This window comes from Azohydromonas lata (assembly GCF_034427735.1).
Lineage (GTDB): Bacteria > Pseudomonadota > Gammaproteobacteria > Burkholderiales > Burkholderiaceae_C > Azohydromonas > Azohydromonas lata.
Genome location: NZ_JAXOJX010000008.1, coordinates 25,918 through 49,276 on the forward strand (window position 1 = coordinate 25,918; position 23,359 = coordinate 49,276).

At 69.2% G+C, this 23,359-nt stretch carries 17 protein-coding genes; 5 read left to right on the top strand and 12 right to left on the bottom strand.

Annotated elements, in window-relative coordinates:
• Position 1: 1 nt before the first annotated feature.
• From SM757_RS07190 to tkt, 3 genes are all read right to left on the bottom strand, one after another.
• On the bottom strand, positions 2 to 1,873 hold the full coding sequence (locus tag SM757_RS07190) for a S8 family serine peptidase (RefSeq protein ID WP_066330550.1): 1,872 nt from the start codon (positions 1,871 to 1,873) through the stop codon (positions 2 to 4).
• 193 nt (positions 1,874 to 2,066) lie between these two features.
• Entirely contained in the window at positions 2,067 to 3,065 is a 999-nt protein-coding gene (gene gap / locus SM757_RS07195; RefSeq protein ID WP_322464939.1) for a type I glyceraldehyde-3-phosphate dehydrogenase, read from the bottom strand.
• Positions 3,066 to 3,139: 74 nt separating this feature from the next.
• The gene (tkt, locus tag SM757_RS07200; RefSeq protein ID WP_322464940.1) at positions 3,140 to 5,191 is read right to left on the bottom strand and encodes a transketolase; all 2,052 of its coding nucleotides are present in this window, start codon (positions 5,189 to 5,191) and stop codon (positions 3,140 to 3,142) included.
• Between the two features lie 213 nt (positions 5,192 to 5,404).
• On the opposite strand from tkt, the gene SM757_RS07205 reads away from it, so the two are divergent.
• The 3 genes from SM757_RS07205 to SM757_RS07215 all read left to right on the top strand — a co-directional run bounded on the left by SM757_RS07205 (position 5,405) and on the right by SM757_RS07215 (position 8,505).
• A complete protein-coding gene (locus tag SM757_RS07205) occupies positions 5,405 to 5,983 on the top strand; it encodes a hemerythrin domain-containing protein (RefSeq protein WP_322464941.1) in 579 nt (192 codons plus the stop codon).
• Positions 5,984 to 6,559: 576 nt separating this feature from the next.
• A complete protein-coding gene (locus SM757_RS07210; RefSeq protein ID WP_322464942.1) occupies positions 6,560 to 7,270 on the top strand; it encodes a nucleotidyltransferase family protein in 711 nt (236 codons plus the stop codon).
• A complete protein-coding gene (locus SM757_RS07215; protein WP_322464943.1) occupies positions 7,267 to 8,505 on the top strand; it encodes an FAD-dependent monooxygenase in 1,239 nt (412 codons plus the stop codon). Before SM757_RS07210 ends, SM757_RS07215 begins: the two co-directional genes overlap by 4 nt.
• A 76-nt stretch (positions 8,506 to 8,581) precedes the next feature.
• On the opposite strand, the gene SM757_RS07220 is transcribed toward SM757_RS07215, so the two are convergent.
• The 4 genes from SM757_RS07220 to SM757_RS07235 form a co-directional block, all read right to left on the bottom strand.
• On the bottom strand, positions 8,582 to 9,259 hold the full coding sequence (locus tag SM757_RS07220) for a hypothetical protein (RefSeq protein WP_322464944.1): 678 nt from the start codon (positions 9,257 to 9,259) through the stop codon (positions 8,582 to 8,584).
• Positions 9,232 to 9,477 carry a hypothetical protein gene (locus SM757_RS07225; protein WP_322464945.1) on the bottom strand — a complete coding sequence of 82 codons (246 nt, stop codon included), beginning with the start codon at positions 9,475 to 9,477 and terminating at the stop codon, positions 9,232 to 9,234. Before SM757_RS07225 ends, SM757_RS07220 begins: the two co-directional genes overlap by 28 nt.
• 220 nt (positions 9,478 to 9,697) lie before the next feature.
• Positions 9,698 to 10,510, bottom strand: coding sequence for a carbon-nitrogen hydrolase family protein (locus SM757_RS07230; RefSeq protein ID WP_322464946.1), 813 nt, complete (start codon positions 10,508 to 10,510; stop codon positions 9,698 to 9,700).
• A gap of 65 nt (positions 10,511 to 10,575) precedes the next feature.
• A complete protein-coding gene (locus SM757_RS07235) occupies positions 10,576 to 14,655 on the bottom strand; it encodes a YhdP family protein (RefSeq protein ID WP_322464947.1) in 4,080 nt (1,359 codons plus the stop codon).
• A gap of 132 nt (positions 14,656 to 14,787) precedes the next feature.
• Between SM757_RS07235 and glnE the strand changes: the two genes are divergently transcribed.
• Complete coding sequence (gene glnE, locus SM757_RS07240) at positions 14,788 to 17,520, top strand: bifunctional [glutamate--ammonia ligase]-adenylyl-L-tyrosine phosphorylase/[glutamate--ammonia-ligase] adenylyltransferase (protein WP_322464948.1); 2,733 nt, start codon at positions 14,788 to 14,790, stop codon at positions 17,518 to 17,520.
• Complete coding sequence (gene rrtA / locus SM757_RS07245; RefSeq protein WP_322464949.1) at positions 17,517 to 18,233, top strand: rhombosortase; 717 nt, start codon at positions 17,517 to 17,519, stop codon at positions 18,231 to 18,233. The genes glnE and rrtA overlap by 4 nt, the downstream gene beginning before the upstream one ends.
• Positions 18,234 to 18,339: 106 nt before the next feature.
• Here the strand turns inward: rrtA and SM757_RS07250 are convergent, their stop codons facing one another.
• The 5 genes from SM757_RS07250 to SM757_RS07270 form a co-directional block, all read right to left on the bottom strand.
• A complete protein-coding gene (locus tag SM757_RS07250; protein WP_066330561.1) occupies positions 18,340 to 19,206 on the bottom strand; it encodes a ferritin family protein in 867 nt (288 codons plus the stop codon).
• Positions 19,207 to 19,647: 441 nt separating this feature from the next.
• Positions 19,648 to 20,634 (bottom strand): magnesium/cobalt transporter CorA, encoded by a 987-nt coding sequence (gene corA / locus SM757_RS07255; protein WP_066330562.1) that lies wholly within the window; start codon positions 20,632 to 20,634, stop codon positions 19,648 to 19,650.
• Between the two features lie 196 nt (positions 20,635 to 20,830).
• Positions 20,831 to 21,796 (bottom strand): serine/threonine-protein kinase, encoded by a 966-nt coding sequence (locus SM757_RS07260; protein ID WP_322464950.1) that lies wholly within the window; start codon positions 21,794 to 21,796, stop codon positions 20,831 to 20,833.
• Positions 21,797 to 21,866: 70 nt separating this feature from the next.
• Positions 21,867 to 22,310 (bottom strand): hypothetical protein, encoded by a 444-nt coding sequence (locus SM757_RS07265; protein WP_066330564.1) that lies wholly within the window; start codon positions 22,308 to 22,310, stop codon positions 21,867 to 21,869.
• A gap of 25 nt (positions 22,311 to 22,335) precedes the next feature.
• On the bottom strand, positions 22,336 to 23,037 hold the full coding sequence (locus tag SM757_RS07270; RefSeq protein ID WP_066330565.1) for a TerC family protein: 702 nt from the start codon (positions 23,035 to 23,037) through the stop codon (positions 22,336 to 22,338).
• Positions 23,038 to 23,359: the final 322 nt, after the last annotated feature.

A 23,359-nucleotide genomic window follows, 5' to 3' on the forward strand; every position in this document is an offset into this window, starting at 1 on the left:
CTTACTGCGCCGCGCGGCGTCGGCGCCTACACAGCAGCGCCCCCGAGGCCGCCAGCAGGCCCAGCAGCCAGCCCGGCTGCATGGCGCCGGCGCACACGTTGTCGCGCCCGCACGGGCCGGCCGGGGTAGTGGGCACCACGGGGTTGGCGCTGCGGTCCTGGGTATTGGCGGTGTGCGCGTTGGTCAGGTCCGTGCTGTCGATGTTGGCCGCCGCCACCGGCGAAAGCGTGGTGGAAGGCGCTGCGGCGTAGGCCAGGGCGCGGGGCACGTCCAGGATGCCCTTGCCGCAGGTGGCTTCCGTGCAGATGCAGCGCCCGGGGTTGGCGTCGGAGCACTGGGCCATCACCGTGGAAGTCACGTGCGGCCGTGCGCTGGCCTGCAGCCCGGCCACGATCTGATCCGCCGTGAGCGCCCCATTGCGCCCAAGCATCAGGCTGATGGCCGCGGACACCAGCGGCGCGGAGAAGCTGGTGCCGAACACAGAGGCGTAAGTCGCACTGCCCGCCGTCGTGCTGCCGCCGTTGCTGGTCGTCAGCAGCCCGCTGTCGCCCAAGGCACTGCCCCAGTTGCCGGAATCGGTGGGATCGCCGCCCACCGTGGAAATCACCAGCGAGGAGCCGAAATTGGAATAGGTGGCCTTGAAGCCGTCGCGGTTGAGCGCGCCCACACCGATGACGTTGCTGCAGTTGGCCGGGCGCGTGGGCGCGGTGTGCTCGTTGCCAGCGGCGGCCACCACCACGGCACCGACGGCACGCGCCGCGTCTATGGCCTGCTGGTAGAGCCGCCCCTCGTCGGTGCTGGTGCAGTCGGCGGTGCCGCCGAAGCTGATGTTGATGATGCGTGCCCGCGGCAGGCTCTGCGCCGCGAAGCCCGTGAGCTCCAAACCCGCCGACCAGCGGATGCCATCCACGATGTCGGCCACCTCCGCCCCGCACTTGCCCGCCACGCGCACGGGCAGCACCACGGCGTTCCAGTTGGCGCCGGCCACGCCGGCGTTGTTGTTGGTCAGGGCGGCGATCAGCCCGGCGATCTTGGTGCCGTGCCAACTGCTGGTGGCACCGCAATCGGAAGCGAAGAAATTGGGATTGGCGGTGCGGTCGTCGCTGCTGACGAAGTCCCCCGGGTCGGTCGGGTCCGTGTCGCGGCCACCGCCGTCACCCGCTGAGGCCACGGTGCTCACGAAGTCGTAGCCGGTGCCTATGTGGCCCGCGAGGTCGGCGTGTGGCGTGATGCCGGTGTCCAGCACGGCCACAGGCACCGCTGCCGCGGTGGAGCCGTTGAAAGTGCCCCACGCCGTCAGGAAGTCCGGCACGCCGCGGCGCCGGTCGGCCTTGGCGCTGCCGCTGGCGCCATTCACTCCAAACAGCCACCACTGGCCTTCCGTGTTGAACGAATTGGAGGCGTTGGCGAAGTAATAAGGGTCGCTGACCGAGGTGCTTTGCTGCGGGCGCTCCAGCGTGTTGGGCTCGGCCCAAAGCACGTCGCCGCGGGCGGCCAGCCGCTTGGCCAGGCGGCGGGCCTCGTCCAGGGTCATCATGCGTTCGAAGCGCAGCACCTGCGAGGCACTGCCCGTGTCCGCAATGCGCGGCGCCGAAGGCACGTCTATGGTCGCGCGGTCCAGCGACGCGGCCTGCAGCACGTGCTGCAGCCGCTCGCGGTGCGCCTGCCCTCGGGCGCTGTGGCCGTCAGCGGCCTGGGCCTGCTCACGCGCCACCTGCGCGTGCGTAGGCGCGTCACGCAATTGCACGATCAGCCCGTTGGCCAACTGCGGCCTAAACACCGGCGCAAGGGCAGCAGCCGGCAATTCCGCCCACGCCGTGCCGCCGAAGCCCAGCAACGCCAGCGCCGTCGCGGTCATCGCCGCGTTGTTCATCACTTTCCTCATGGTGGTCCTGAAGTCAGTCGCAGCGGGTCACTATAGGGCCGCCAACAACGGCTTCGCGACAGCGCGCAACAGCGCAACAGCACTGATGGCCTGACGCCTTGGGGCCGCGCCCAAAAAAGAAAAAGCCGCCCCGGGGGCGGCTTCGTCACGTCGTGAAGACGCGGGCAGCGGGTGGGCAGCCTCAGGCGGCCACGACGCGCACCATGTCCAGCACCTTGTTGGAGTAGCCCCACTCGTTGTCGTACCAGGCCACGACCTTCACGAAGGTCTTGTCCAGGGCGATGCCGGCTTCGGCGTCGAACACGGAGGTGCAGGGCTCGCCGCGGAAGTCCGTGGCCACGACCTTGTCCTCGGTGTAGCCCAGCACGCCCTTGAGCGCGCCCTGGCTCTGGGCCTTCATCTCGGCGCAGATCTCGGCGTAGGAGGCTTCGGCGTTGAGCTCCACCGTCAGGTCCACCACCGACACGTCGGAGGTGGGCACGCGGAAGGACATGCCGGTGAGCTTCTTGTTCAGCTCAGGGATGACCACGCCCACGGCCTTGGCGGCACCCGTGGAGGACGGAATGATGTTTTCCAGGATGCCGCGGCCACCGCGCCAGTCCTTGTTGGACGGGCCGTCCACGGTCTTTTGCGTGGCGGTGGCGGCGTGCACGGTGGTCATCAGGCCGCGCTTGATGCCCCACTTGTCGTTCAGGACCTTGGCCACGGGCGCCAGGCAGTTCGTGGTGCACGAGGCGTTGGAGATGATGGCCTGGCCGGCGTAGGTCTTGTCGTTGACGCCGTAGACGAACATGGGCGTGTCGTCCTTGGACGGCGCGGACATGATCACCTTCTTGGCGCCGGCCTTCAGGTGCTTCTCGGCGGTTTCCTTGGTCAGGAACAGGCCGGTGGACTCGACGACGATGTCGGCGCCGATCTCGTCCCACTTGAGCTCTTCGGGGTTCTTGACAGCGGTCAGGCGGATCGTCTTGCCGTTGACGATGAGGTTGCTGCCCTCCACCGCCACGTCGCCCTTGAAGCGGCCGTGCACGCTGTCGTACTTCAGCATGTAGGCCAGGTAGTCGGGTTCGAGCAGGTCGTTGATGCCGACCACCTCGATGTCGTTGAAGTTCTGCACCGCGGCACGGAACACCATGCGGCCGATGCGGCCGAAACCATTGATACCGATCTTGATGGTCATCTCGAAAGTCTCCTGCTGAAAAAAACCAACCGCCCGGCGCCGCCGCCCGCGGGCGGCGCAGGCCAACTAAACGATTACTTCTTGCCGAGCACGGCGCGCACGGTGGCGGCCACGTTCTCGGCGGTGAAGCCGAAGTGCTTGAACAGCACGCCCGCCGGCGCGCTCTCGCCGTAGGTGTCGATGCCCACCACGGCGGCGCAGCCGTACTTCCACCAGAAGTCGGTCACGCCCGCCTCCACGGCGATGCGCGGCAGGCCTTCGGGCAGCACGGACGTCTTGTAGGCGCGGCTCTGGCGGTCGAACGTGGTGGTGCTGGGCACCGAGACCACGCGCACGGCAATGCCGGCCACGGCGAGCTGCTGCTGCGCGTTCAGCGCCAGGGCCACTTCGCTGCCCGTGGCCACGATCACGGCCTGCGCCTTCTTCTTCAGGCCCACTTCGCTGGGCTCGGCCAGCACGTAGGCGCCCTTGGCGATCTCGTCCAGGCCGGCCTTGGGCAGGTAGGGCAGGTTCTGGCGGCTCAGCAGCAGCGCGGAGGGGCGCGTCTTGTTGAGCAGCGCGCAGCTCCAGGCCACCGCCGTCTCGGCCGTGTCGGCCGGGCGCCACACGTCCAGGTTCGGGATCAGGCGCAGCGAGGCGGCGTGCTCCACGCTCTGGTGGGTGGGGCCGTCTTCGCCCAGGCCGATGGAGTCGTGCGTGAACACGTGCACCACGCGCGTCTTCATCAGCGCGGCCATGCGGATGGCGTTGCGGCTGTAGTCGCTGAAGGTCAGGAAGGTGCCGCCGTAGGGGATGTAGCCGCCGTGCAGCGCCACGCCGTTCATGATCGCGGCCATGCCGAACTCGCGGACGCCGTAGTTGATGTGGCGGCCGCCGTTGGGTTTTCCATCCTCGTCAAAGCGCAGCGCGGGCGTGCTGCTGGTGTTGGTGAGGTTGGAGCCGGTCAGGTCCGCGGAGCCGCCCAGCAGCTCGGGCAGCGCCTTGGTGAACGCTTCCAGGGCGATCTGGCTGGCCTTGCGGGTGGCGACGGTCTCGGCCTTCTCGTGGGCGGCGATGGCGGCGTCCACGGCGGTCTGCGCGAAGTTGGCGGGCAGCTCGCCGGCCATGCGGCGCTGGAACTCGGCGGCCAGCTCGGGGAAGGCGGCGGCGTAGGCGTCGAAGCGCTGCTGCCACTCGGCTTGGACGGCGGCGCCGCGCTCCTTGGCGTCCCAGGCGGCATAGGCCTCGTCGGGGATGACGAAGGGCTCGTGGCTCCAGCCCAGCTTGGCGCGGGTGAGCGCGATCTCGTCGTGGCCCAGGGCCTCGCCGTGGGCCTTGGCGGTGCCGGCGCGGTTGGGCGAGCCGTGGCCGATGTTGGTCTTGCAGATCACCAGCGTGGGCTGGCCGGTGTGGGCCTTGGCGGCCTGCAGGGCCTCGTCCACGGCGTTGGCGTCGTGGCCGTCCACGGGGCCGATGACGTTCCAGCCGTAGGCCTCGAAGCGCTTGCGGGCATCGTCCACGTACCAGGGCGAGACCTGGCCGTCGATGCTGATGCCGTTGTCGTCGTACAGGGCGGTGAGCTTGTCGAGCTTCCAGGCGCCGGCCAGGGCGCAGGCCTCGTGGCTGATGCCCTCCATCAGGCAGCCGTCACCCAGGAAGGCGTAGGTGCGGTGGTCCACCACCGTGTGGCCTTCGCGGTTGAACTCCGCGGCCAGCAGCTTCTCGGCCAGCGCCATGCCCACCGCGTTGGTGATGCCCTGGCCCAGCGGGCCGGTGGTGGTTTCCACGCCCGGGGTGATGCCGACCTCGGGGTGGCCCGGGGTCTTGCTGTGCATCTGGCGGAAGGCGCGCAGGTCGTCCAAGGACAGCGCGTAGCCCGACAGGTGCAGCAGCGCGTAGATCAGCATGGAGCCGTGGCCGTTGGAGAGGACGAAACGGTCGCGGTCGGCCCACTGCGGGTTGGTGGGGTTGTGGCGCAGGTGGCGGCCCCAGAGTGCCACGGCGATGTCGGCCATGCCCATGGGCGCGCCGGGGTGGCCGGAATTGGCTTGCTGCACGGCATCCATGGCCAGCGCGCGGATGGCGTTGGCCATCAGGGTGCTGGGGTCCTGGGCGGTTTCACGGGGGAGATCGGCGACGAGGTCCATGCGGGTTCAGGCCTGAAAGCAGCAAAAACGCGGATTTTAAGCCGCCCCCAATGCCGCACCTGCCGCAGCCGGATCAAGCCGGTCGGCCAGCCCACGCAAGGCGGCCGACTGTCACGCGGCGGGGCGGGCTCAAGAGCCTTGATCGCCGTCAAAACGCCGCCGCGCCGCGCTGCCACGCTGGCGTGTCGCCACGCACGCCAATGGAAACCTGCCATGCGCCACGCCACGCTCACCATCATCCGCGAAGAACACCAGGCCCTGGCGGCCATGCTGCGCTCGCTGTCCATGCTGCTGACGCAGTCGCGGCGCGAGGGCACGGCGCCCAACTTCGAGCTGCTGCGCTCCATGCTCTTCTACATCGACGAGTTCCCCGAGCGGCTGCACCACACCAAGGAGACGCAACTGCTGTTTCCGCGGCTGCGCGAGCGCTGCCCGGAGCTCGTCCCCGTGCTGGACGCGCTGGACGCCGACCACGAGCAGGGCGAACGCGCCATCCGCCGCCTGGAGCACGCACTGCTGGCCTTCGAGATGATGGGCGAGTCCCGCCGCGCCGAATTCGAAGCCGCGGCCGAGCGCTACATCACGTTCTATCTCTCGCACATGGGCACGGAGGAAAACCTCATCCTGCCCGCCGCCGAAGCGCACCTGCTGCCGGAAGACTGGGCCGAGATGGACGCCGCTTTCGAAAGCAACCGCGACCCGCTCACCGGGCACGAGCCGGACGACCTGTACCGCCCCCTCTTCACCCGCATCCTGAACATGGCGCCCGCGCCGATCGGGCTGGGCGGCTGAGCACCCGCAGCCCTTCTTCTTCGCCCCTCCCCTGCACGCCGGCCCTTGCGTCGGCGTTTTCATTGGCCCTTTTCGCCCTAAAAAGACGGGGTTCGGATGCGCCTGTGCACAAGCCGCCCGCAGGCCACAACTTATCCAAGTACTTGTCCCGAAAGCGTTTTTCGCTTTCCAGCCGGTTTCTCAACCCGGCTGTGAACAAGGCTTGAGCCCCTCACAGCTTCTCCACTGCCCTATCCCCCGCGAAGCCGTTTTCCGGGCTTTTCGGCTTTTGGGATCCCTCCGCTCGTCCTGATTCGCGTGTTTTTCTTTCCCAAAGAAGTTCATTTTTAAAAGTAGTCGTCGTGGTAGGCCCCGCCCTGGCCTGTGGATAACCGGAGTTTGTTCTTTTCCCTCGCGAACTTGCGCGCGGCCGAAGGCTGGGGACCGGCCGCCTGATTGCAAAGGGGCCAACAGAGAACAAACGTCGGCGAAGGGGTGGGGGCTGTGGACAAGCCCAAGTTGTTGTTCAAGCTGATCACAGCCTTGTGCACAGGCGCGTCAAAGAGGCGTGGAAAGGCCCCACCTACACTGCCGCGCATGACCGTGACTGCCCTGATCCTGGCCGCCGGCCGCGGCGAGCGCATGCGCCCGCTGAGCGACCAGACCCCCAAACCGCTGCTGTCCGTGCAGGGACGGCGGCTCATCGAATGGCACCTGTTCAACCTGGCGCGCGCGGGCGTGCGCCGCGTGGTGGTCAACACCGCGTGGCTGGAGGAGCAGTTCGAGCCCGCGCTGGGCGACGGCGCGCGCTACGGCGTGGAGATCCTGTATTCCCACGAGGGCCACGACCACGGCGGCGCGCTGGAAACCGCGGGCGGTATGAAAAAAGCGCTGCCGTTGCTGGGCGAAATCTTCTGGGTGGTCTCCGGCGACGTGTTCACGCCGCAATTTCCCTTTGACGCCGACGCGGTACGCCGCTTCGAAGCCTGCGGTCAGCTCGGCAAGCTCTGGCTGACCGGCAATCCGCTCCACCACCCCGCGGGCGACTTCGGCATCCGCGACGGCCTGGCCGTGCGCGAGGCCGACGAGAAGTTCACCTGGACCAGCCTGGGGCTGTTCCGCCGCAGCTTCGTGGAAGAGCTGATGGCCGACCTGCCTCCCGGCGCCAAGGCGCCGCTGCGCCCCTACCTGGAAGCGGCCATGGCCCGCCGCGCGTTGGGCGCCGAGCGCTGGAGCGGCGCCTGGACCGACGTGGGCACGCCTGAACGGCTGGCCGCCCTGAACGCACAAGACGGACGACAAGCATGAGCAGCAGCACCCCTATCTCCTCCCCGCAGGCCACCTCCGCCGCCGTCGGCGCGCCGCCCCTGCGCATTGCCGTGGTGGGCGCCGGCCCGGTGGGCCTGGCGCTGGGCCTGCTGGCTGCGCGCCATCTGCCGCAGGCGCAGATCACGCTGTTCGACGCTCGCCCCGCCGACAAGGACGTGAGCGGCGACCCCCGCGTGCTGGCCCTCTCGCTGGGCAGCGTGCAGATGCTCCAGCAGTTGCGCGCCTGGGATGCCGCCAGCGCGCAGCCCATCCAGGAGGTGATGGTTTCGCAACAGCCTCCCGGTACGTTGCCCCTGGGTGGCCAGCCGCAGGTGAACATCCGCGCCCGCGATGAAGGCGTGCCCATGCTGGGCGCCGTGTTGTCCTACGGCGCGGTGGTCGCGCCGCTGCAGCGCGCCTGGTTTGAGCAGGCCCAAGGCGAGCCGCAACGCCTGTTCACCCGCTTCGGCACTCCCGTGGCCTCGTTCAAGCCCGTGCCCGGCGGCGTGGAAGTGGACGCCGGCATCGCCGAAACCTACGACCTGGCCGTGGTGGCCGAGGGCGGCGTCTTTGCCGAGCAGGCGCGCAAGACCATCGCGCGCGACTACGGCCAGACGGCCTGGATTGGCACCGTCACCCTGCAAGGCGCCCGCCCCGGTTTGGCCATAGAACGATTTACCCGCCAAGGCCCGGCTGCCTTACTCCCATTACCTATGGGCGCGGACGGCGCGCAGCGCGCCTCGCTGGTGTGGTGCGTGGACAGCAGCGACGACCCGGTGAAGGATTTGACTGACGCCCAGCGCCTGGCGGTTTTGTCCTCGATATTTCCGGCCGAAGCCGGGCGGCTGGTTTCATTGACGCCCATGAAAGCCTTTGCGCTTGGGTTGAATGCCGAGCGGACTTTGGCGCGCGAGCGCACCGTGAGAATCGGCAATGCCGCCCAAACCCTGCACCCGGTGGCGGGCCAGGGTTTGAACCTGGGTTTGCGCGACGCCTATACCCTGGTGCACGCGCTCAAGCGCGCGGATTCCATCGAATCCGCCCTGCGCCGCGTTGAGTTTCAACGCGCCCCGGACCGCTGGAGCACCATCGCCGTCACCGATTTCCTGGCGCGCACGTTTACCTGGCAAGTCCCGGGATTGCCGACGGCGCGGGCGCTGGGCCTGGCTTTATTGCAGGCGGTGCCGCCGTTGAAATCGGCGCTGGCGCGGCAGATGATGTTTGGGAGAAGGTAAAAAAAGGCGCCGACGGCGCCTTTTTTTGTTTGGGTGCTGATTTTGAAATTTAAAAATGCCGTTCTACCGAACGACATTACAACAACTGATTCACCACCGCCCTCCCCAACGCCGGTGCACACTGTTGCGCCGCCACACTGCTCCCCTTCCAATAAAACTCCAGTCCGCCGCTGGTCTGGACGAGTTTGGCAATCCCTAAACCCACCCCGTGTTGTGTCGTCCCGCGGGAATCGTCGTCATGCGCGTCCATGGTTTCATCGGCCACGACCACGAATTGGGTACTGCCGCTGCTGTCCGATGGATCCTGGCTCACCGCCACGACCAGCATCACGTGCCCGCTGTCGCTTTGGTCCTTGGTATTGGCAAATGCCAATAAATCGCCCGGCTGGATTTCGGCCAGGATCACGGGTTGAAAGCCATTGAGGCCCCGGGTGAAACAGGTGAAGTAATTCTTCGCATTGGGGCTTTGGCACAGGCCGTCGCCCGTGCCCGGCGGATCGAAACAGCCGGCTTCGGGTATGGAATTGTCCTGGCCTGCCTGCCAATCGGAAAACACAGTGGCCACGCCTTGGCTGTTCACGTAAGTGAATAAAGATGTGATGAAGCCGCTGCAGTCGGTATGGCAGTCGGCCACCGCGTTGGTATTGGCTCCTATATCGGCGATGCGGGCTTCCTGCACCGTGCCGCTCCAGTATTGCGGCGACGTGCCCGGCACGCTGCGCCAGATCACCGCTGGCCATTCACTGCCGGCCACAGCACGCGGGTATCCTCTTTCGCGTGTATCCAGTAATCCGTGTTCGGGTTGGCGGGCAAGGTGTAGGAGCCGGGCAAATAATCCGGGCTGCCGGCGGTGTAGCCGTAAATGCCCTGCAGCAAACTCTTGGCCGCCTTCAGCAATTGGGCATTGGCTGGCGAAGTGCCCGGGGCGGGAATCGAGGTCCAGGTATAGGTGCTGTAGATGCTGGTGTCCATGGCAGGCGTTTCTTGAAAAATATCGGATAGGAAATATTGCGGCGCGGAATCAATATCCCGTGCCGACGAGTGTAACTTCACATTTTTGAAAATAAAAGCCAGTTGCCGGCGTCGCCGTGCCCGCTCGGTAAATGATGGCGGCGTTTCTGACCTGATTGGAATGAAAAATTATTTTTGCCAGCCGCCAAATTATTTGGAAGCGGCTGGCCAAAGGCGCTTTTTAAATCCGCCTGTGCCCCAGTGCCGGCAATTGCACCCGCACTTCGCCCATGCGCTCGGGGCTGAATTCCGCAATGGCGATGCCCTCGCCCTCTTCAACCACCGCCAAAACCTCGCCCCACGGGTCGATCACCATGCTGTGCCCCCAGGTGCGGCGGCCGTTTTCGTGCTTGCCGCCTTGCGCCGCGGCCACCACGTAGCACTGGTTTTCCACGGCGCGGGTGCGCAGCAGCAATTCCCAATGGGCTTTTCCCGTTGTGTAGGTGAACGCGGCCGGGACGCTGATCACGTCGCACGGCTTCTGTCCGGATTCGAAACTCATGGCCCGATACAGCTCGGGGAAACGCAGGTCATAGCAGACGGACAAACCCACGCGCAAATCGCCGGCTTGCACCGCCACCGGCGAGTCGCCGGGCTCCAGCGCCACGGCCTCGTCGTAATGTTCGCGGCCGTTGTCGAAGGCGAATAAATGCAGCTTGTCGTAGCGCGCGGCGCGTTCGCCATTGGGGCCGTAGACGCAGCAGGCGTTGCGCACGCGCGCGCCGTCCAGCGCGCGAATGGGCAGCGTGCCGCCAATCAGCCACAGGCCGCGGCTTTTGGCCTGGCTGGAAAGGAACTCCTGGATGGGGCCGCTGCCGTCGTTTTCCGCGATGCGCAGCTTGTCGCGGTCGTTTTCGCCCATCAGGCAAAAGTATTCCGGCAGCGAGGCCAGCGTGGCACCTTGGGCGGCAGCGTCGGCAATCAGCCGGTCGGCGGCTTTCAGATTGCGGTCCACGTCCGGCGTGGAGACCATTTGCAGCGCGGCGAGTTTCATCTGGCGGTTCTCCCAATCAATCGTCGATAGGCCCGCCAAGGTTCAAACCCAAACTTGGCGGGAAATCAGTTTTGCGAGCTGCGCGGGCTGGACGCCGCGGCGGCCGCACCCGGGGGCGGCGACGGGTCCAGGTTGGGCAGCGGCTTGTCGGCCGCGCGCTCCAGGCGCGCCACCTGCGGGTCGCTCCACGAGCCGGTGATCTGGAATTCGCGCGTGCCGACCTGCATGAGCGGCTTGCGCAGGAAAAGCTGGGCCAGGAAGGTGCCTAAACCCACCGCCGGGTTGATGGCCGCATAGGCCAGCGACGCCGTGCCGGCGTTGATCTCGGGCACCACCACCACGTGCAAGTCCTGCGTCTCGCGGGCGAGGTCGGCCTTGCCTTCCATCAGCACCGCCGCCTGCAGGCCGCGCATGAGCAGGTTGTTGGTGTCGGCCACGCCGTCGTCGATGTGCACGTCGCCGGTGATGTTGTCGAAGGCAAAGCCCTGCAGGAACACGTCGCGGAAATCCAGCGTCAGCCGCCGCGGTATGGATTGCAGGCTCAGCACCGACAGCAGCCGCCCCGCGCCGGCGCCAGCCTTCAGGAAACGGCCCTGCTGCAGGTCCAGACGCAACTGGCCGTCCATGCGCGCGGGGTCCGGCGCCAGCGGCGAGCCGGGCCACGACACCTCGCCTTGCAGCCGGCCCTTGCCGCCCTGCAGCACGCCGCCAAAGCCCAGCCGCTCCAGCAGCGCGCCGCCGTCAGCCAGGTCCATGCGGAAGTCCATCACCATGCGGCGCTGCCCGCCCGGCGCCGGCACCCAGCGGCCCAGCGCCTTGAGCTCGGCCTCGGCCGTGGTGAGCGAGAGGCGGTCCAGCTGCCATTCGGCCTGCCGGCCCACGGTGCGGCGGTTGACGGCCTGGATCTCGGCGCGGCCCAGGTCGCGGCCGCCGAGCTCGAAATCTTCCACCACGATGTCCAGCGCCGGCACCGTGGACGGCGCCTGCGCCAGCATGTTTTCCACCTGCTGCGCCTCGCTGGGCGGCAGCGCCAGCCGCGCCAGGCGGGCACGCACCTGGCCGGCCTGCGTGCCGGCGCCGGGACGGTATTCGACGTGGCCGTCGAGCTGCTGCGCGTGCAGGTTGGCGCGCCAGGTCGGGTCGCCGCCCGCGCGCGAGATGCCGGCCACCACCTGGTCCAGCCGCCGGCCGTGCACCAGCATCTGGCCGACCTGCAGCGAGGCGCTCAGGGGCAGCGAGGCGTCCAGCGCCGGGGCGCCGCCGTTGGCTGCCGTGCCCGTGGCCCCTGCCGCGCCGTTGCTGGCCGGCAGTGGCTGCGACAGCCGCTCCAACGCCTGTTCCCACGCGTCCACGTCCAGCGCGGGCAGCGCCAGGGCCAAGCCGAAGCCTTGGGCCGGCTGGGGCACGGGGGTGAGGACGCCCAAGCCGCCGCGCAGCAGCAGCGGGCTGCCGTCGGCGTCCTTGCGTTGCAGGTCGCGCACGGCCTGGGCCTGGAACAGGCCAGCGGCGTCCACGTGCCAGTGCTCCAGTTGCGGCGTGGCACCTTCGGACACCACGCGGGAGCTCACCTGCAACGGCAGCGCCGCCTCGGCGGCCTTGTGCAGCGGCGCGGGCAAGTCGGACGCCATGCCCACCAGGTTGCTGGTCACCTGTATTTCCGGATGCCCCTGCCGCACCGCCACCACCAGCCGGTAGGGCGACTGGCCGCTGAAGGCGCCGGCCAGCCGCGCCACCAGGCCCAGCTCCGTCGCACGGCGCAGCCCCTCGGCGCTGGCCACGCCGTTGCCGGTGAAGCGCAGCGTGCCGTCGCCCTGCGTGCCGCCCTCGAACACCGCGTCGCCGCCCAACACGCGCGCCCCGCCGGTGAGCGTGATGCGCTGGCGGTTGAAATCCACGCGCGCACGGGCGGCCGCCATCAGCGGCGCGTCGGGGACGATGCGCACGTCGTTGCCCGCCAGCAGCACGCTGCCCTGCACGGCGGTCTGGTCCAGGTCGGACAGCGGCATCTGCAGCGCCAGCCGCAGCTCGGCGTTGCCGGTGGCGGTGGCGCCGGAAAGGGCCTTGTCCATCCAGCCGCCCACGGGCGACGTGTCCACGAAGCGCAGCATGTCCGCCGCCACGCCGCGGCCCACGCCCTCGATGCGCAGCGTGGCCTGCGCCATGTCGGCCATGCCGCCGTTGACGCCGGTGAGCTCCAGCGCATGGTTGGCCACGCGGGCGTGCACGTTGCGCAACTGCATGGACATGCGCTCGAAGACCAGCTCGCCCGCGGCCTGGGTGAAGACGGGCCAGGTGGCGTCGTCGGGGACGTAGGCCAGGGTCACGTCCTCCACCTGGCCGGCGATGCGGAACTCGCCGCTGGCGGCGCGGCGGAAGGGGAAATCGTCCAGGTTGCCGCGCACCTTGAACGTGGCCTGCGGGATGCGCCCGCCGCGCACGGCCTGCTCCACCCAGTGCCGGGTGTCGGCCGGCAGCGTCAGCGGTAGGTAGCGCGCCACGGCTTGGGCGCGGCCGCGCTGGAGCTTGCCCTCCAGCTCCAGCGTGCCGGGCAGGCGGCCTTGGGCGTCGGTGCGCCAGGTGGCGTTGAACTCGGCCTGCGCGTCGGCATTGAGCAGCTTGACGTCACGCAGCAGCACTTCGTACTTGGGGGCGCTGGGGGCGGCGGCCGTCTGCAGCCGCCAGGCCAGCACGGCCGTGAAACGCTCCACCGGCAGCGTGGGCTGCTCGAAGAGGCCGGGGAATTCCAGTGCGCCCTGTGCCACGGCCAGGCGCGCGCTGCCGCCGGCCTCGGTGGCTTCGAAGTCGGCATCCAGCCCCTGCAGGCCCGGGCGGCCGATGTCGCCGCTTTTCCCCGCCGCCGCGCCGGACAGCGACAGGCCCTGCACGCGGCCCTTGGCGCGGTAGTGCGCCGGCTGCTCGGCAGGGCCGTCCCAGCGCAGTTGCAGCCCGCTGACCACGCCGGCGGGCTGCAGCGTGGCCAGTTGCGCCTCCACGGGCTTGGGCAGCGGCACACGGCTCATCAGCCGCGCCAGCAGCGCCAGGTCCAGCCGGTCGGCCTGCAGCTCGCCGCCCTGGCCGTCGTGGCGCCACTGCAGCCGCGCGTTGCCGGCGGGCCATTGCAACCGGTCGTCGGTGGTGAAGCCCAGGCCTTGGGCGGTGAAGGTGTAGCGCTCCTCGCCACGCTGCGCGGTGAGCCGGCCCTGCACTTGCGCCAGCGCCAGGGGCTCGTGGTCCGGCAGGCGCAGGTCCACGGCGCGCAGGGCCAGGTCCAGCGTGGCCTCGCGCGCCTGGCCGCGCTCCAGCTCCAGCCAGGCGCGCACGGCGCCCTGGCCGCCGTGCACCGCCGCGGGCAGATCCACGTATTGCTGCAGCGGGACGAAGTCCACGGCCGGCAGGTCGGCGTGCAGCGTGCCGCGCCAGCGCTTGAAGTCGGCCGCGCGCGCCAGCAGCGGCTGGGTGAATCGGCCCTGCAGCGTCCAGGCCTGGCCCCAGGCGGACGGCGGCGTGGCGTCCAGCCGCAGCTCGTGGCGGCGTAGCCCGTTGCGCAGCAGCAGTTGCACCTGCGTGAGCGCCAGCGGGGCGGCGCCGCGCTGCTCGTCCGTCCAGCGCACTTGCGCGTTGCGCACCAGGAATTCGGGTTGGGCGAAGAACCAGTCGGCCAGCGACGTGTCGTCGCTCTTGCCGTCGTCGGGGCCTTGCGAGATCGGCAGACCGGCCACGAAGAGGCGGCCCTGGGCGTCGCGGCGCAGGTCCAGTTGCGCGCCGTCGATGACGAGCTGCTCCATGCGCAGCCGCAGCGTCAGCAGGGACCGCACCGACACCGCCGCCGACACGCGCGGCAGCCGCAGCGCCTCGCGCTGGTGGACGTCCAGCAGCACCACGTCGCGCAGCTCCAGCGCCGGCACCCAGCCGCCGCCGCGGAGCTCCAGGTCGCCCACGCGCACGGGTACACCGAGCGAGCGGCTCGCATGCGATTCGAAGTAAGGCAGCCACTCGCGGGCGTGGGGCAATATGACCCAGTGCAGCACGGCCAGGCCCACCAGCAGTAGGCTCCACGCCGCGATCAACAGCCCGGCCGCCAGCCGCAGGCCCAAGGGCCAGCGCGACACGCGGCGGGCTGTGGGATCGGGGGGGATTGGAGGCATGTCGGAACGCCCGCCGGTCGTGCGGCGCGACAGGTACAACAGGTGATCGGGGAACCGGACGCGAGCGCGGTCGAGTTTCCGATGCCGCTCCATGACCCGGTCGAATCTAGCACACGGGGTTTTGCCGGCACGATGGCTTCCGCTTCACCAATCTCGACCGATGTTCCGCCGCCCGCACTGGCGGAGCACAGCCGTTTCGTGCAGCGCGTGCGCCGCCGTCATGCCGATCTTCTCCCCCTCCTGGCAGAGGGCGTGCCTGACGGCACGACGATCCAGGCCCTCATCGACACTCTCACCGCCGCCGGGCGCCCGCTGGCCTCGGCGCTGCGCATCGCTCGGCAGCTCGTCCTGGAGCGGCTGGCGGTGCTGGACGTGGAGCAGCGCGCCAGCTTGGAGGACGTCACCTCCGCCATGACGGCGCTGGCCGAGACCACGCTGGAAGCGGCGCTGGCCCAGGCGCGCGCCGAGGAGTCCGAGCGCCACGGCGAGCCCCGCAACGCCGAAGGGCAGCCCATAGAGCTGTGGATCGTCGGCATGGGCAAGCTGGGCGCGCGCGAGCTCAACGTCTCCTCGGACATCGACCTCATCTACGTCTATGAGGAAGAGGGCGAGACCGACGGCGCCGTGCCCATCACCGCGCACGAGTACTTCTCCAAGGTCGTCAAGCGGCTGTACGCGCTCATAGGCGACACCACGGACGACGGCTTCGTCTTCCGCGTGGACCTGGCGCTGCGGCCCAACGGCAACTCCGGCCCGCCGGTGGTGAGCCTGGCCATGCTAGAGACCTACTTCTTCGCACAGGGCCGCGAGTGGGAGCGCTTTGCCTGGCTCAAGAGCCGCGTGGTGGCGCCGCGTGCGGCCGTCACCAGCGGGCGCGCGCTGCAGTTGCGCAACCTGGTGACGCCTTTCGTCTACCGCCGCTACCTGGACTACGGCGTGTTCGAGGGCTTGCGCCAGCTGCACCTGCGCATACGCGAAGAAGCCCAGCGCCGCGCCGCCGGAAGGCCCGAGCGGGCCAACGATGTAAAACTCTCGCGCGGCGGGATCCGGGAGATCGAGTTCATCGTGCAACTGCTGCAGGTGGTGCGCGGCGGGCAGTTCCCCGAGATCCGCACCCGCTCCACGCTGCGCGCGCTGCAAAAGCTCACCGCGCACGGGATGATGCCGCCGGCCACCGCCGAGCGGCTGGCCAGCGCCTACAGCTTTCTGCGCCGCATCGAGCACCGCATCCAATACCTGGACGACCAGCAGACGCACCTGCTGCCCACGGTGGACGGCGACCTCAACTGGATCGCCCGCAGCCTGGAGCTGACCTGCAGCGCCGACGCTTGCGAGCTGCTGGACCGCTTGGGCGAGACGCGCGAGTTCGTCGCGCTCGAATTCGACGCCCTGCTGCACGACGGCCGCAGCCCGCCCGCGCGCTCCAACGGCTGCCGCCACTGTGGCGGCACGCCGCTGCCGGTGGACGACGAGGCTTTTCTGCAAAAGCTGCCGGCCGAGCTGGGCCAGCGCGTGCGCCAGTGGGTGAGCCAGCCCAAGCTGCAGGCCCTGCGCGACGACAGCAAGCTGCGCCTGGCGCGGCTGGTGCAGCGCGCGGCCGACGCGGTGGAGCGCCAGAACTGCACGGCCAACGCGGCGCTGCGCTTCATCGACTGGCTGGAGCCGCTGATGCGGCGCGAGAGCTACTTCGCGCTGTTGGTGGAGCGCCCCGAGGTGCAGGCGCGGCTGCTGCGGCTGCTGGGCCTGGCGCGCTGGCCCATGCGCTACCTGATGCGCCACCCGGGCGTGATCGACGAGCTGGCCGACCGCCGCATCATCGACCAGCGCTTCGACCGCGAAGCCTTCGCCCGCGAGCTCGACGAGCGCCACGCCGCCTGGGAGCGCTCCGGCGAGGCTTCGGAAGAGGCGCTGCTCGACACCCTGCGCCGCGCCCACCACGCCGAGGTGTTCCGCACCCTGGTGCGCGACGTGGAAGGCCACATCACCGTGGAGCAGGTCGCCGACGACCTCTCCGCCCTGGCCGACGTGGTGCTGGAGCGCACGCTGCACTGGGGCTGGCTGCACCTGCGCAACCGGCACCGCGAGGCGCCGCGATTCGCTGTCATCGCCTACGGCAAGCTCGGCGGCAAGGAACTGGGCTACGGCAGCGACCTGGACGTGGTCTTCCTCTTCGACGACGAGGACGACCGCGCCCCCGAGGTCTACGCCGCGTTCGTCCGCAAGCTCATCACGTGGCTGACGCTGCGCACCTCGGCCGGCGAGCTGTTCGAGATCGACACCGCGCTGCGGCCCAACGGCAATTCCGGGCTGCTGGTGACGTCGCTGCAGGCCTTCGAGCGCTACCAGCTCGGCCGCGGCAGCAACACGGCCTGGACCTGGGAACACCAGGCGCTCACGCGGGCCCGCTTCTCGGCGGGCGACGCCGACATCGGCGCGCGCTTCGAGCAGATACGCCGCTCGGTGCTCAGCGCCCAGCGCGACGCGCTGGCGCTGCGCCAGGAGGTGCAGGCCATGCGCGACAAGATGCGCACCGCGCGCCCGGTGAAGGACGGCCTCTTCGACGTCAAGCACAGCCCCGGCGGCATGGTGGACGCCGAGTTCGCCGTGCAGTTCCTGGTGCTGGCGCATGGGCAGCGCCACGCGCAGTTGCTGGACAACGTGGGCAACATCGCGCTGATGCAGCGCGCCGAGGAGGCCGCGCTGCTGCCCGCGGGCGTGGGCCAGGCGGCAGCGGCGGCCTACCGCGAGCTGCGCCGCGCCCAACACCGCGCGCGGCTGGACGAGCAGCCCACGCAGTTCCCGCAGGAGCAGCTTGCGGCGCAGCGCGAGGCCGTCCTCGCGCTGTGGCACGCGGTGTTTGATTGAGCCGCCGCGACGGCGCGGCCGGCACTTCCGCTCCCAAGCCGCCGGGCGGGCCGGCCCGTGCGCCGGCCCAGGTGTCCGCCCCCGCGCCGGCCGCCCACTGCACCCCTTCCGCCGTGTTCGCGGGCTGCCGCGCCTGGCTTGGGCTGGCCGCGCTGCTGGGCGTGGGTGCGGTGCTCGCTTTCGCGCTGCCCTCTTCCCTCAATGACCTGCTCGACGGCCAGCCCGACCGCTGGCTGGCGCAGCCCTGGCGGCTGTGGACAGCCGCCTGGGTGCACTGGACGCCGATGCACCTGGCCGCCAACGCGGCCGGGCTGCTGGTGCTGGCGCTCTACGGCTGCGCGGCCGAGGTGAGGCCGCGCGAGGCGCTGGCTTGGGCGCTGGCGTGGCCGCTCACGCACCTGGCGCTGGCGTTGTGGACGGCGCCGCCGCTGCCGCATTACGGCGGCCTCTCCGGCGTGCTGCACGCGGGCGTGGCGGTGGCCAGCACGGCGCTGCTGGCGCGCCGCGGACGCTGGCGCGCCGTGGGCGCGGCGGTGTGGCTGGGTCTGCTGGCGAAGCTGTGGGCCGAGTCGCCGTGGTGGCCCTGGAGCGCCGGAGCAGGCGGCATCGCCTGGGACGTCGCCATCGCGCCGCAGGCCCACGCGGCGGGCGTGGCGGCCGGTCTGTTGGGCGCGCTGGCCGTGAGCCTGGCCTCCAGGCAGGCGCCGCGCTGAGCTGCGTTGAAAAGCGAAAAGGCTTCCCGAGGGAAGCCTTTTCATTTGCGCCGTGCCGCCGGCCGCAGGGGCGGCGCCAGGGCACGGGAGAAGTTGCTTTGGGAACTCAGGCCGCGTCGGACGTGGCGTCGGCCTGTTGGGCGGCCAGTTTCACGGAGAGCTCCTTGCGGAAGCGGTTGAGCGCCTGCACGGAGGTGAAGTCCTGGCCCATGAGCAGGCTCAGGTTGTGCAGCAGGCGTTCGACGACCTTGGTTTCCCAGCTCGCGTCGAACTGGATCTGCTTGTCCAGCCACTGCTCCAGCCAATCGGGGTCGGGCAGGCGGCTTTGCACCGTGTCGCGCGGGAAGAGCTTCTCGTTGACGTGCAGGTTCGTCGGGTGCAGCGGCTGCGAGGTACGGCGGGCGCTGGCCATGAGCACGCCGACCTTGGCGAAGGCCAGGCGGGCCTCGTCGCCGTGCTGCACCAGGGCACGCTTCATGTAGCGCAGGTAGGCGCCGCCGTGGCGGGCCTCGTCGCGGGCCAGGGTTTCGTAGATGGCCTTGATCACCGGCTCGGTGTGCCACTCGGCGGCGCGGCGGTACCAGTGGTTCAGGCGCACTTCGCCGCAGAAGTGCAGCATCAGCGTCTCCAGCGGCGGGGCCGGGTCGAACTCGAAGCGCACCTCGTGCAGCTCGGCCTCGGTTGGCAGCAGGTCGGGACGGAAGCGCCGCAGGTACTCCATCATCACCAGCGAGTGCTTCTGCTCCTCGAAGAACCACACGCTCATGAAGCCGCAGAAGTCGCTGTCGCCACGGTTGTCGCGCAGGAACATCTCGGTGGCCGGCAGCGCCGCCCACTCGGTGATGGCGTTCATCTTGATGGTGCGCGCCTGCTCGTCGCTGAGCTGCGAGGCGTCGAAGCGGTCCCATGGAATATCGGTGTCCATGTTCCAGCGGACGGCTTCGAGTTGCTTGAAGAGCTCGGGATAAAGCATGACAGGCGGCCTTTTTCTGCAGCGGGCTTGACTTGAGACAGAACCGCGCATTCTAGGTGCCCGTAGTGATTTCCCTATGGAAATCCTGGAACTGCGCTCCGGATGCAAACCTCTCCCAAGGGAACAAGCAGATTCGCGTTGCAGACTTAATGCAAACGTAACTGCGAATCACAGTGGTGGAACCGGACGGGCGGTGTGTTGTCTCATCTGTCCTGCCGGTGTCATCCAGGCCGGCAATTTGGTTTTCTGCTGTGCTGCCCGCCAGCGCCGCTGGCTGCAATCCCGCAAGCGCTTCTCCTCCTCCCTCCCTCCCTCGTTCGCTTCGGGGCGCGGCACGGCAGTCTTTATGAGACGCGGGGCACCGTCATGACGGTGCCCCGTTTTTTTCGTGCGCGCGCAAGGCGGCTTGAAGATGCGCTCAGGCGGCGAGGCGTCGCCGCCTCAGAGCCAGCCTTTGCGCTTGAAGTACCAGAAGGGCGTGATGACGCTGAAGAACATGAGCGCCAGCGCGAAGGGGTAGCCCATTTCCCATTCCAGCTCCGGCATGAACTTGAAGTTCATGCCGTAGAGGCTGGCGATGAGCGTGGGCGGCAGCAGCGCCACGGAGGCCACCGAGAAGATCTTGATGATCTTGTTCTGGTTGATGTTGATGAAGCCGACGGTGGCGTCCATCAGGAAGTTGATCTTGTCGAACAGGAAGGCCGTGTGGCTGTCCAGCGAGTCGATGTCGCGCAGGATCTGGCGCGCCTCCTCGAACTGCTCGGCATTGAGCATGCGGCTGCGCATGAGAAAGCTCAGCGCGCGGCGCGTGTCCATGACGTTGCGGCGGATGCGGCCGTTCAGGTCTTCCTCGCGCGCGATGGCGGTGAGCGCCTCGCCGGCCACCACATCGTTGACTTCTTCCTTGAGCACGCGCTGGCTGACCTGCTCCAGGCTGTCGTAGATGCTCTCCAGCGCGTCGGCGCTGTACTCGGCGTCGGCGTCGTAGAGCTTGAGCAGTACGTCCTTGGCGTCCTCGATCAGCGCCGGGATGCGCCGCGCACGCAGCCGCAGCAGCCGGAACACCGGCAAGTCCTCGGCATGCACGGAGAACAGCACGTTGTCGCGCAGGATGAAGGCCACGCGCACGCTGCGCGAGCCCTGCTCGTCGTGGCTCTTGTCGGCGTCGATGAGGAAGTCCGAGCGCATGTGCAGCTCGCCGTTGTCCTCTTCGTAAAAGCGCGCCGATTCCTCCAGGTCCTCGTCCACGATGTCGGCCGGCAGCTCCAGTCCGAAGCGGGCGTGCACCCAGGCCTTTTCCTCTTCCGTGGGCGCTTCGAGATCAACCCACACCGGCTTGAGCGCGTTCAGCGCGGCGGTATCGCGAAAGTCGTCCTGCAGCAGCCGGCCCTTGAGCTTGCCGGCTTCCAACGTGAACACATTGAGCATCTGCCCATCTCCAACGACGCGTGTGTGTGTGCGGGGCGCAGCGCGCAGGCTTGAGGTGCCATGCCGGGCCCGCTGGTGGTGTCGTGAACCGCCTCACCCCCCGTGGGTCCGCCAGGCGGTCACGCGTCGGAGTGGACGGTCACCGAGGGTGACTCTGGTCCAATGCAGTCTCCGTAAATGGAACGCCGCGATTATCTCATCGGCTTCGGCGGCCTCCCGGCCAAGAAGCGTCGGCAATCGCCCGCAATTGCTCGGCCAGCACCAGCCCGTCGGCCTCGCGCTGCGCGGGTGCGCGCGAGAGGGCGCGTGCCATCAGCGCCGACAGCAGCGGAGGCAGGTCCGGGCGCAGCGCGTGCAGCGGCTTGGGCTCGTCGCGGGCGATGGACTGCAGCAGGTGGCCCATGGAATCGCCCTCGTGCGGCAGCCGCCCCGTGAGCAGTTGGAACAGCATGGCCGCCAGGGCGTAGAGGTCGCTGCGCGCGTCGGCGCTGGTGCCGGCCAGCAGCTCCGGCGCCATGAAGGCCGGCGTGCCCAGCAGCAGCCCGCTGCGGGTGCGCGTGGCGTCGTGCACCCTCGCCAGGCCGAAGTCCATGAGTTTCAAGTGGCCCGTGGGCAGGTGAAGCATGACGTTGGCGGGCTTGACGTCGCGGTGCAGCACGCCCTGCCGGTGTGCGTAGGCCAGCGCCAGCGCCAGCCGCGCGCCGATTTCCAGCACCAGCGGTTCCGGCAGCAGCCGCGCGGGGTGCGTGTAGCGGGCCAGGTCGCAGCCGGGCACGAGCTCCATCACGAGGTAGCCCAGGCCTTGCGCTTGGCCGGCGTCCAGCACCTGGACGATGTCGGGGTGGCGCAGCCGCCGCGCGGCCTCGGCTTCCATGTTGAAGGCTTGGCGCAGCGCCTGCTGGGAAGCATCGCCGCCGCCGCCGCCGCCGCCGCTGCCCAGCGGCAGCGTCTTGAGCGCTAGCGCCGTGCCGGTGGCGGGATCGCGCGCCAGGTACACCGCACCCAGCGCGCCGCGGCCTATGAGCCGCTCCACGCGCAGCCCCGCGAACAGCAGGCCCGCGGGCAGGCCTTCTCCGGCGGCATCGGCATCCGTCTCCAGGGTGGAGTCGGACGGCGGCGGCTCGCGCCGCCGTCGCCACCATGCCACCAGACTTTTTGCCATGCGCCGCCGCCCCGTGCCGTATCCCGGTGCGGGGACCTTAGCACGGGGCCCCGGCGCAGCCGCTGCGCCTTCAGTCGCTGAGCGTGAGCACCAGCGTGAGGCCGGAGGTGACGGCAATGGGCACCGTCCAGCGGTCCTGCATGGGCGGCGCTTCCACCAGGCCCGTGGGCAGCGCCTCGTGCGGCTGGCCCATGCGCGGGCGGCGCGCGTCTATGAGGCGCAGGCCCCGCCCGTGGCGCAGTTGCAGCTGCTGCGCCACCTCGGCCAGCGGGCGGCGCGCCACCAGCGTTTCCACGCGCGCACCGGCCAGTTGCGGGCGCAACTCGCTGAAGAGCTGTGACGCCCAGCGCGCGCGCCACTGCTCGCGGTTGCTGTGCGACACCCACTTGCTCACGCGATGCGTGAGCTTGGGCGCGCAGCCCACCAGCAGCCAGTGCGTGTTGGGCCCGGCCAGGGGCTGGAGCACGCGCAGCGCCTGAGCGGCATCGTCAACGAACGCAGCGATCATTTCCATGGGATGCCTCCAGGGATGACGGTTCTCAGGCCGCCGGGGATTGCGATTGCATGGCGCCCGTTGCGCGACGCGCCGTCAGCCAGCCCGCGCCCAGCACGCCGACCACCAGTAGCACGTACAGCGCCAGGCGCGCGGCCAGGTGCGGGTCGAACACGGCGTCCAGCAGCGGCTCGCCCACGATCATCTTGGCCGCCGTGAAGGCCAGCACGCCCGCGCCGATGTAGGTGATGGCGGGGAAGCGCTCGACCAGCTTGAGCACTATGGAGCTGCCCCACACCACGATGGGCACGCTGATGAGCAGGCCGATGACCACCAGGTCGAAGGCGCCGTGCGCCGCGCCGGCCACGCCCAGCACGTTGTCCACGCCCATGAGTGCGTCGGCAATGACGATGGTGCGCATCGCGCCCCAGAAGGTGTTGGTGACGGGGCCGCCGTGCGCGCCCTCTTCCGCTTGCGGTGCCAGCAGCTTGTAGGCGATCCACACCAGGCCCAGGCCGCCCACGAGCATCAGCCCCGGGACCTTGAGCAGCCACACCACGCCCAGCGTCATGAGCGAGCGCATGGCGATGGCGCCGACGGTGCCCCACAGGATGGCCTTGCGCTGCAGGTGCTGCGGCAGGCTGCGCGCGGCCAGCGCGATCACGATGGCGTTGTCGCCGGCCAGCACGAGGTCGATCAGGACGATGGCGGCCAGGGCCGAAAACCAGGCGGGGGAAAAAAACTCCATGGGTTCTCCGAAAGGGACGGTTGCAAAGGAAGGACCTAATGCACACCGCCTCCGGCGATAGAACGCGCGCCGACGCCCATGGGGTCGCCTTCGAGCATCCCGCCCGGGGCGGTCTGCGTCGAAGGTCTTGCTCGGCTGGAGTTTTGGTTATGGCCCGGCAGGCCGGAAGCCGATGGCTTCGTATTGACGACCTGCCGATCCGGCGCGCCGCGGCCGTAGTGGCCCGTGGTGCGCTGGAGAGCTACTCCCCTTCGGGAAACTGGATTTCACCAGAGGCCCGCCCCCGCGGCAAGCTTTAGTTGCTGCAGCCTCGGCCGTTGCG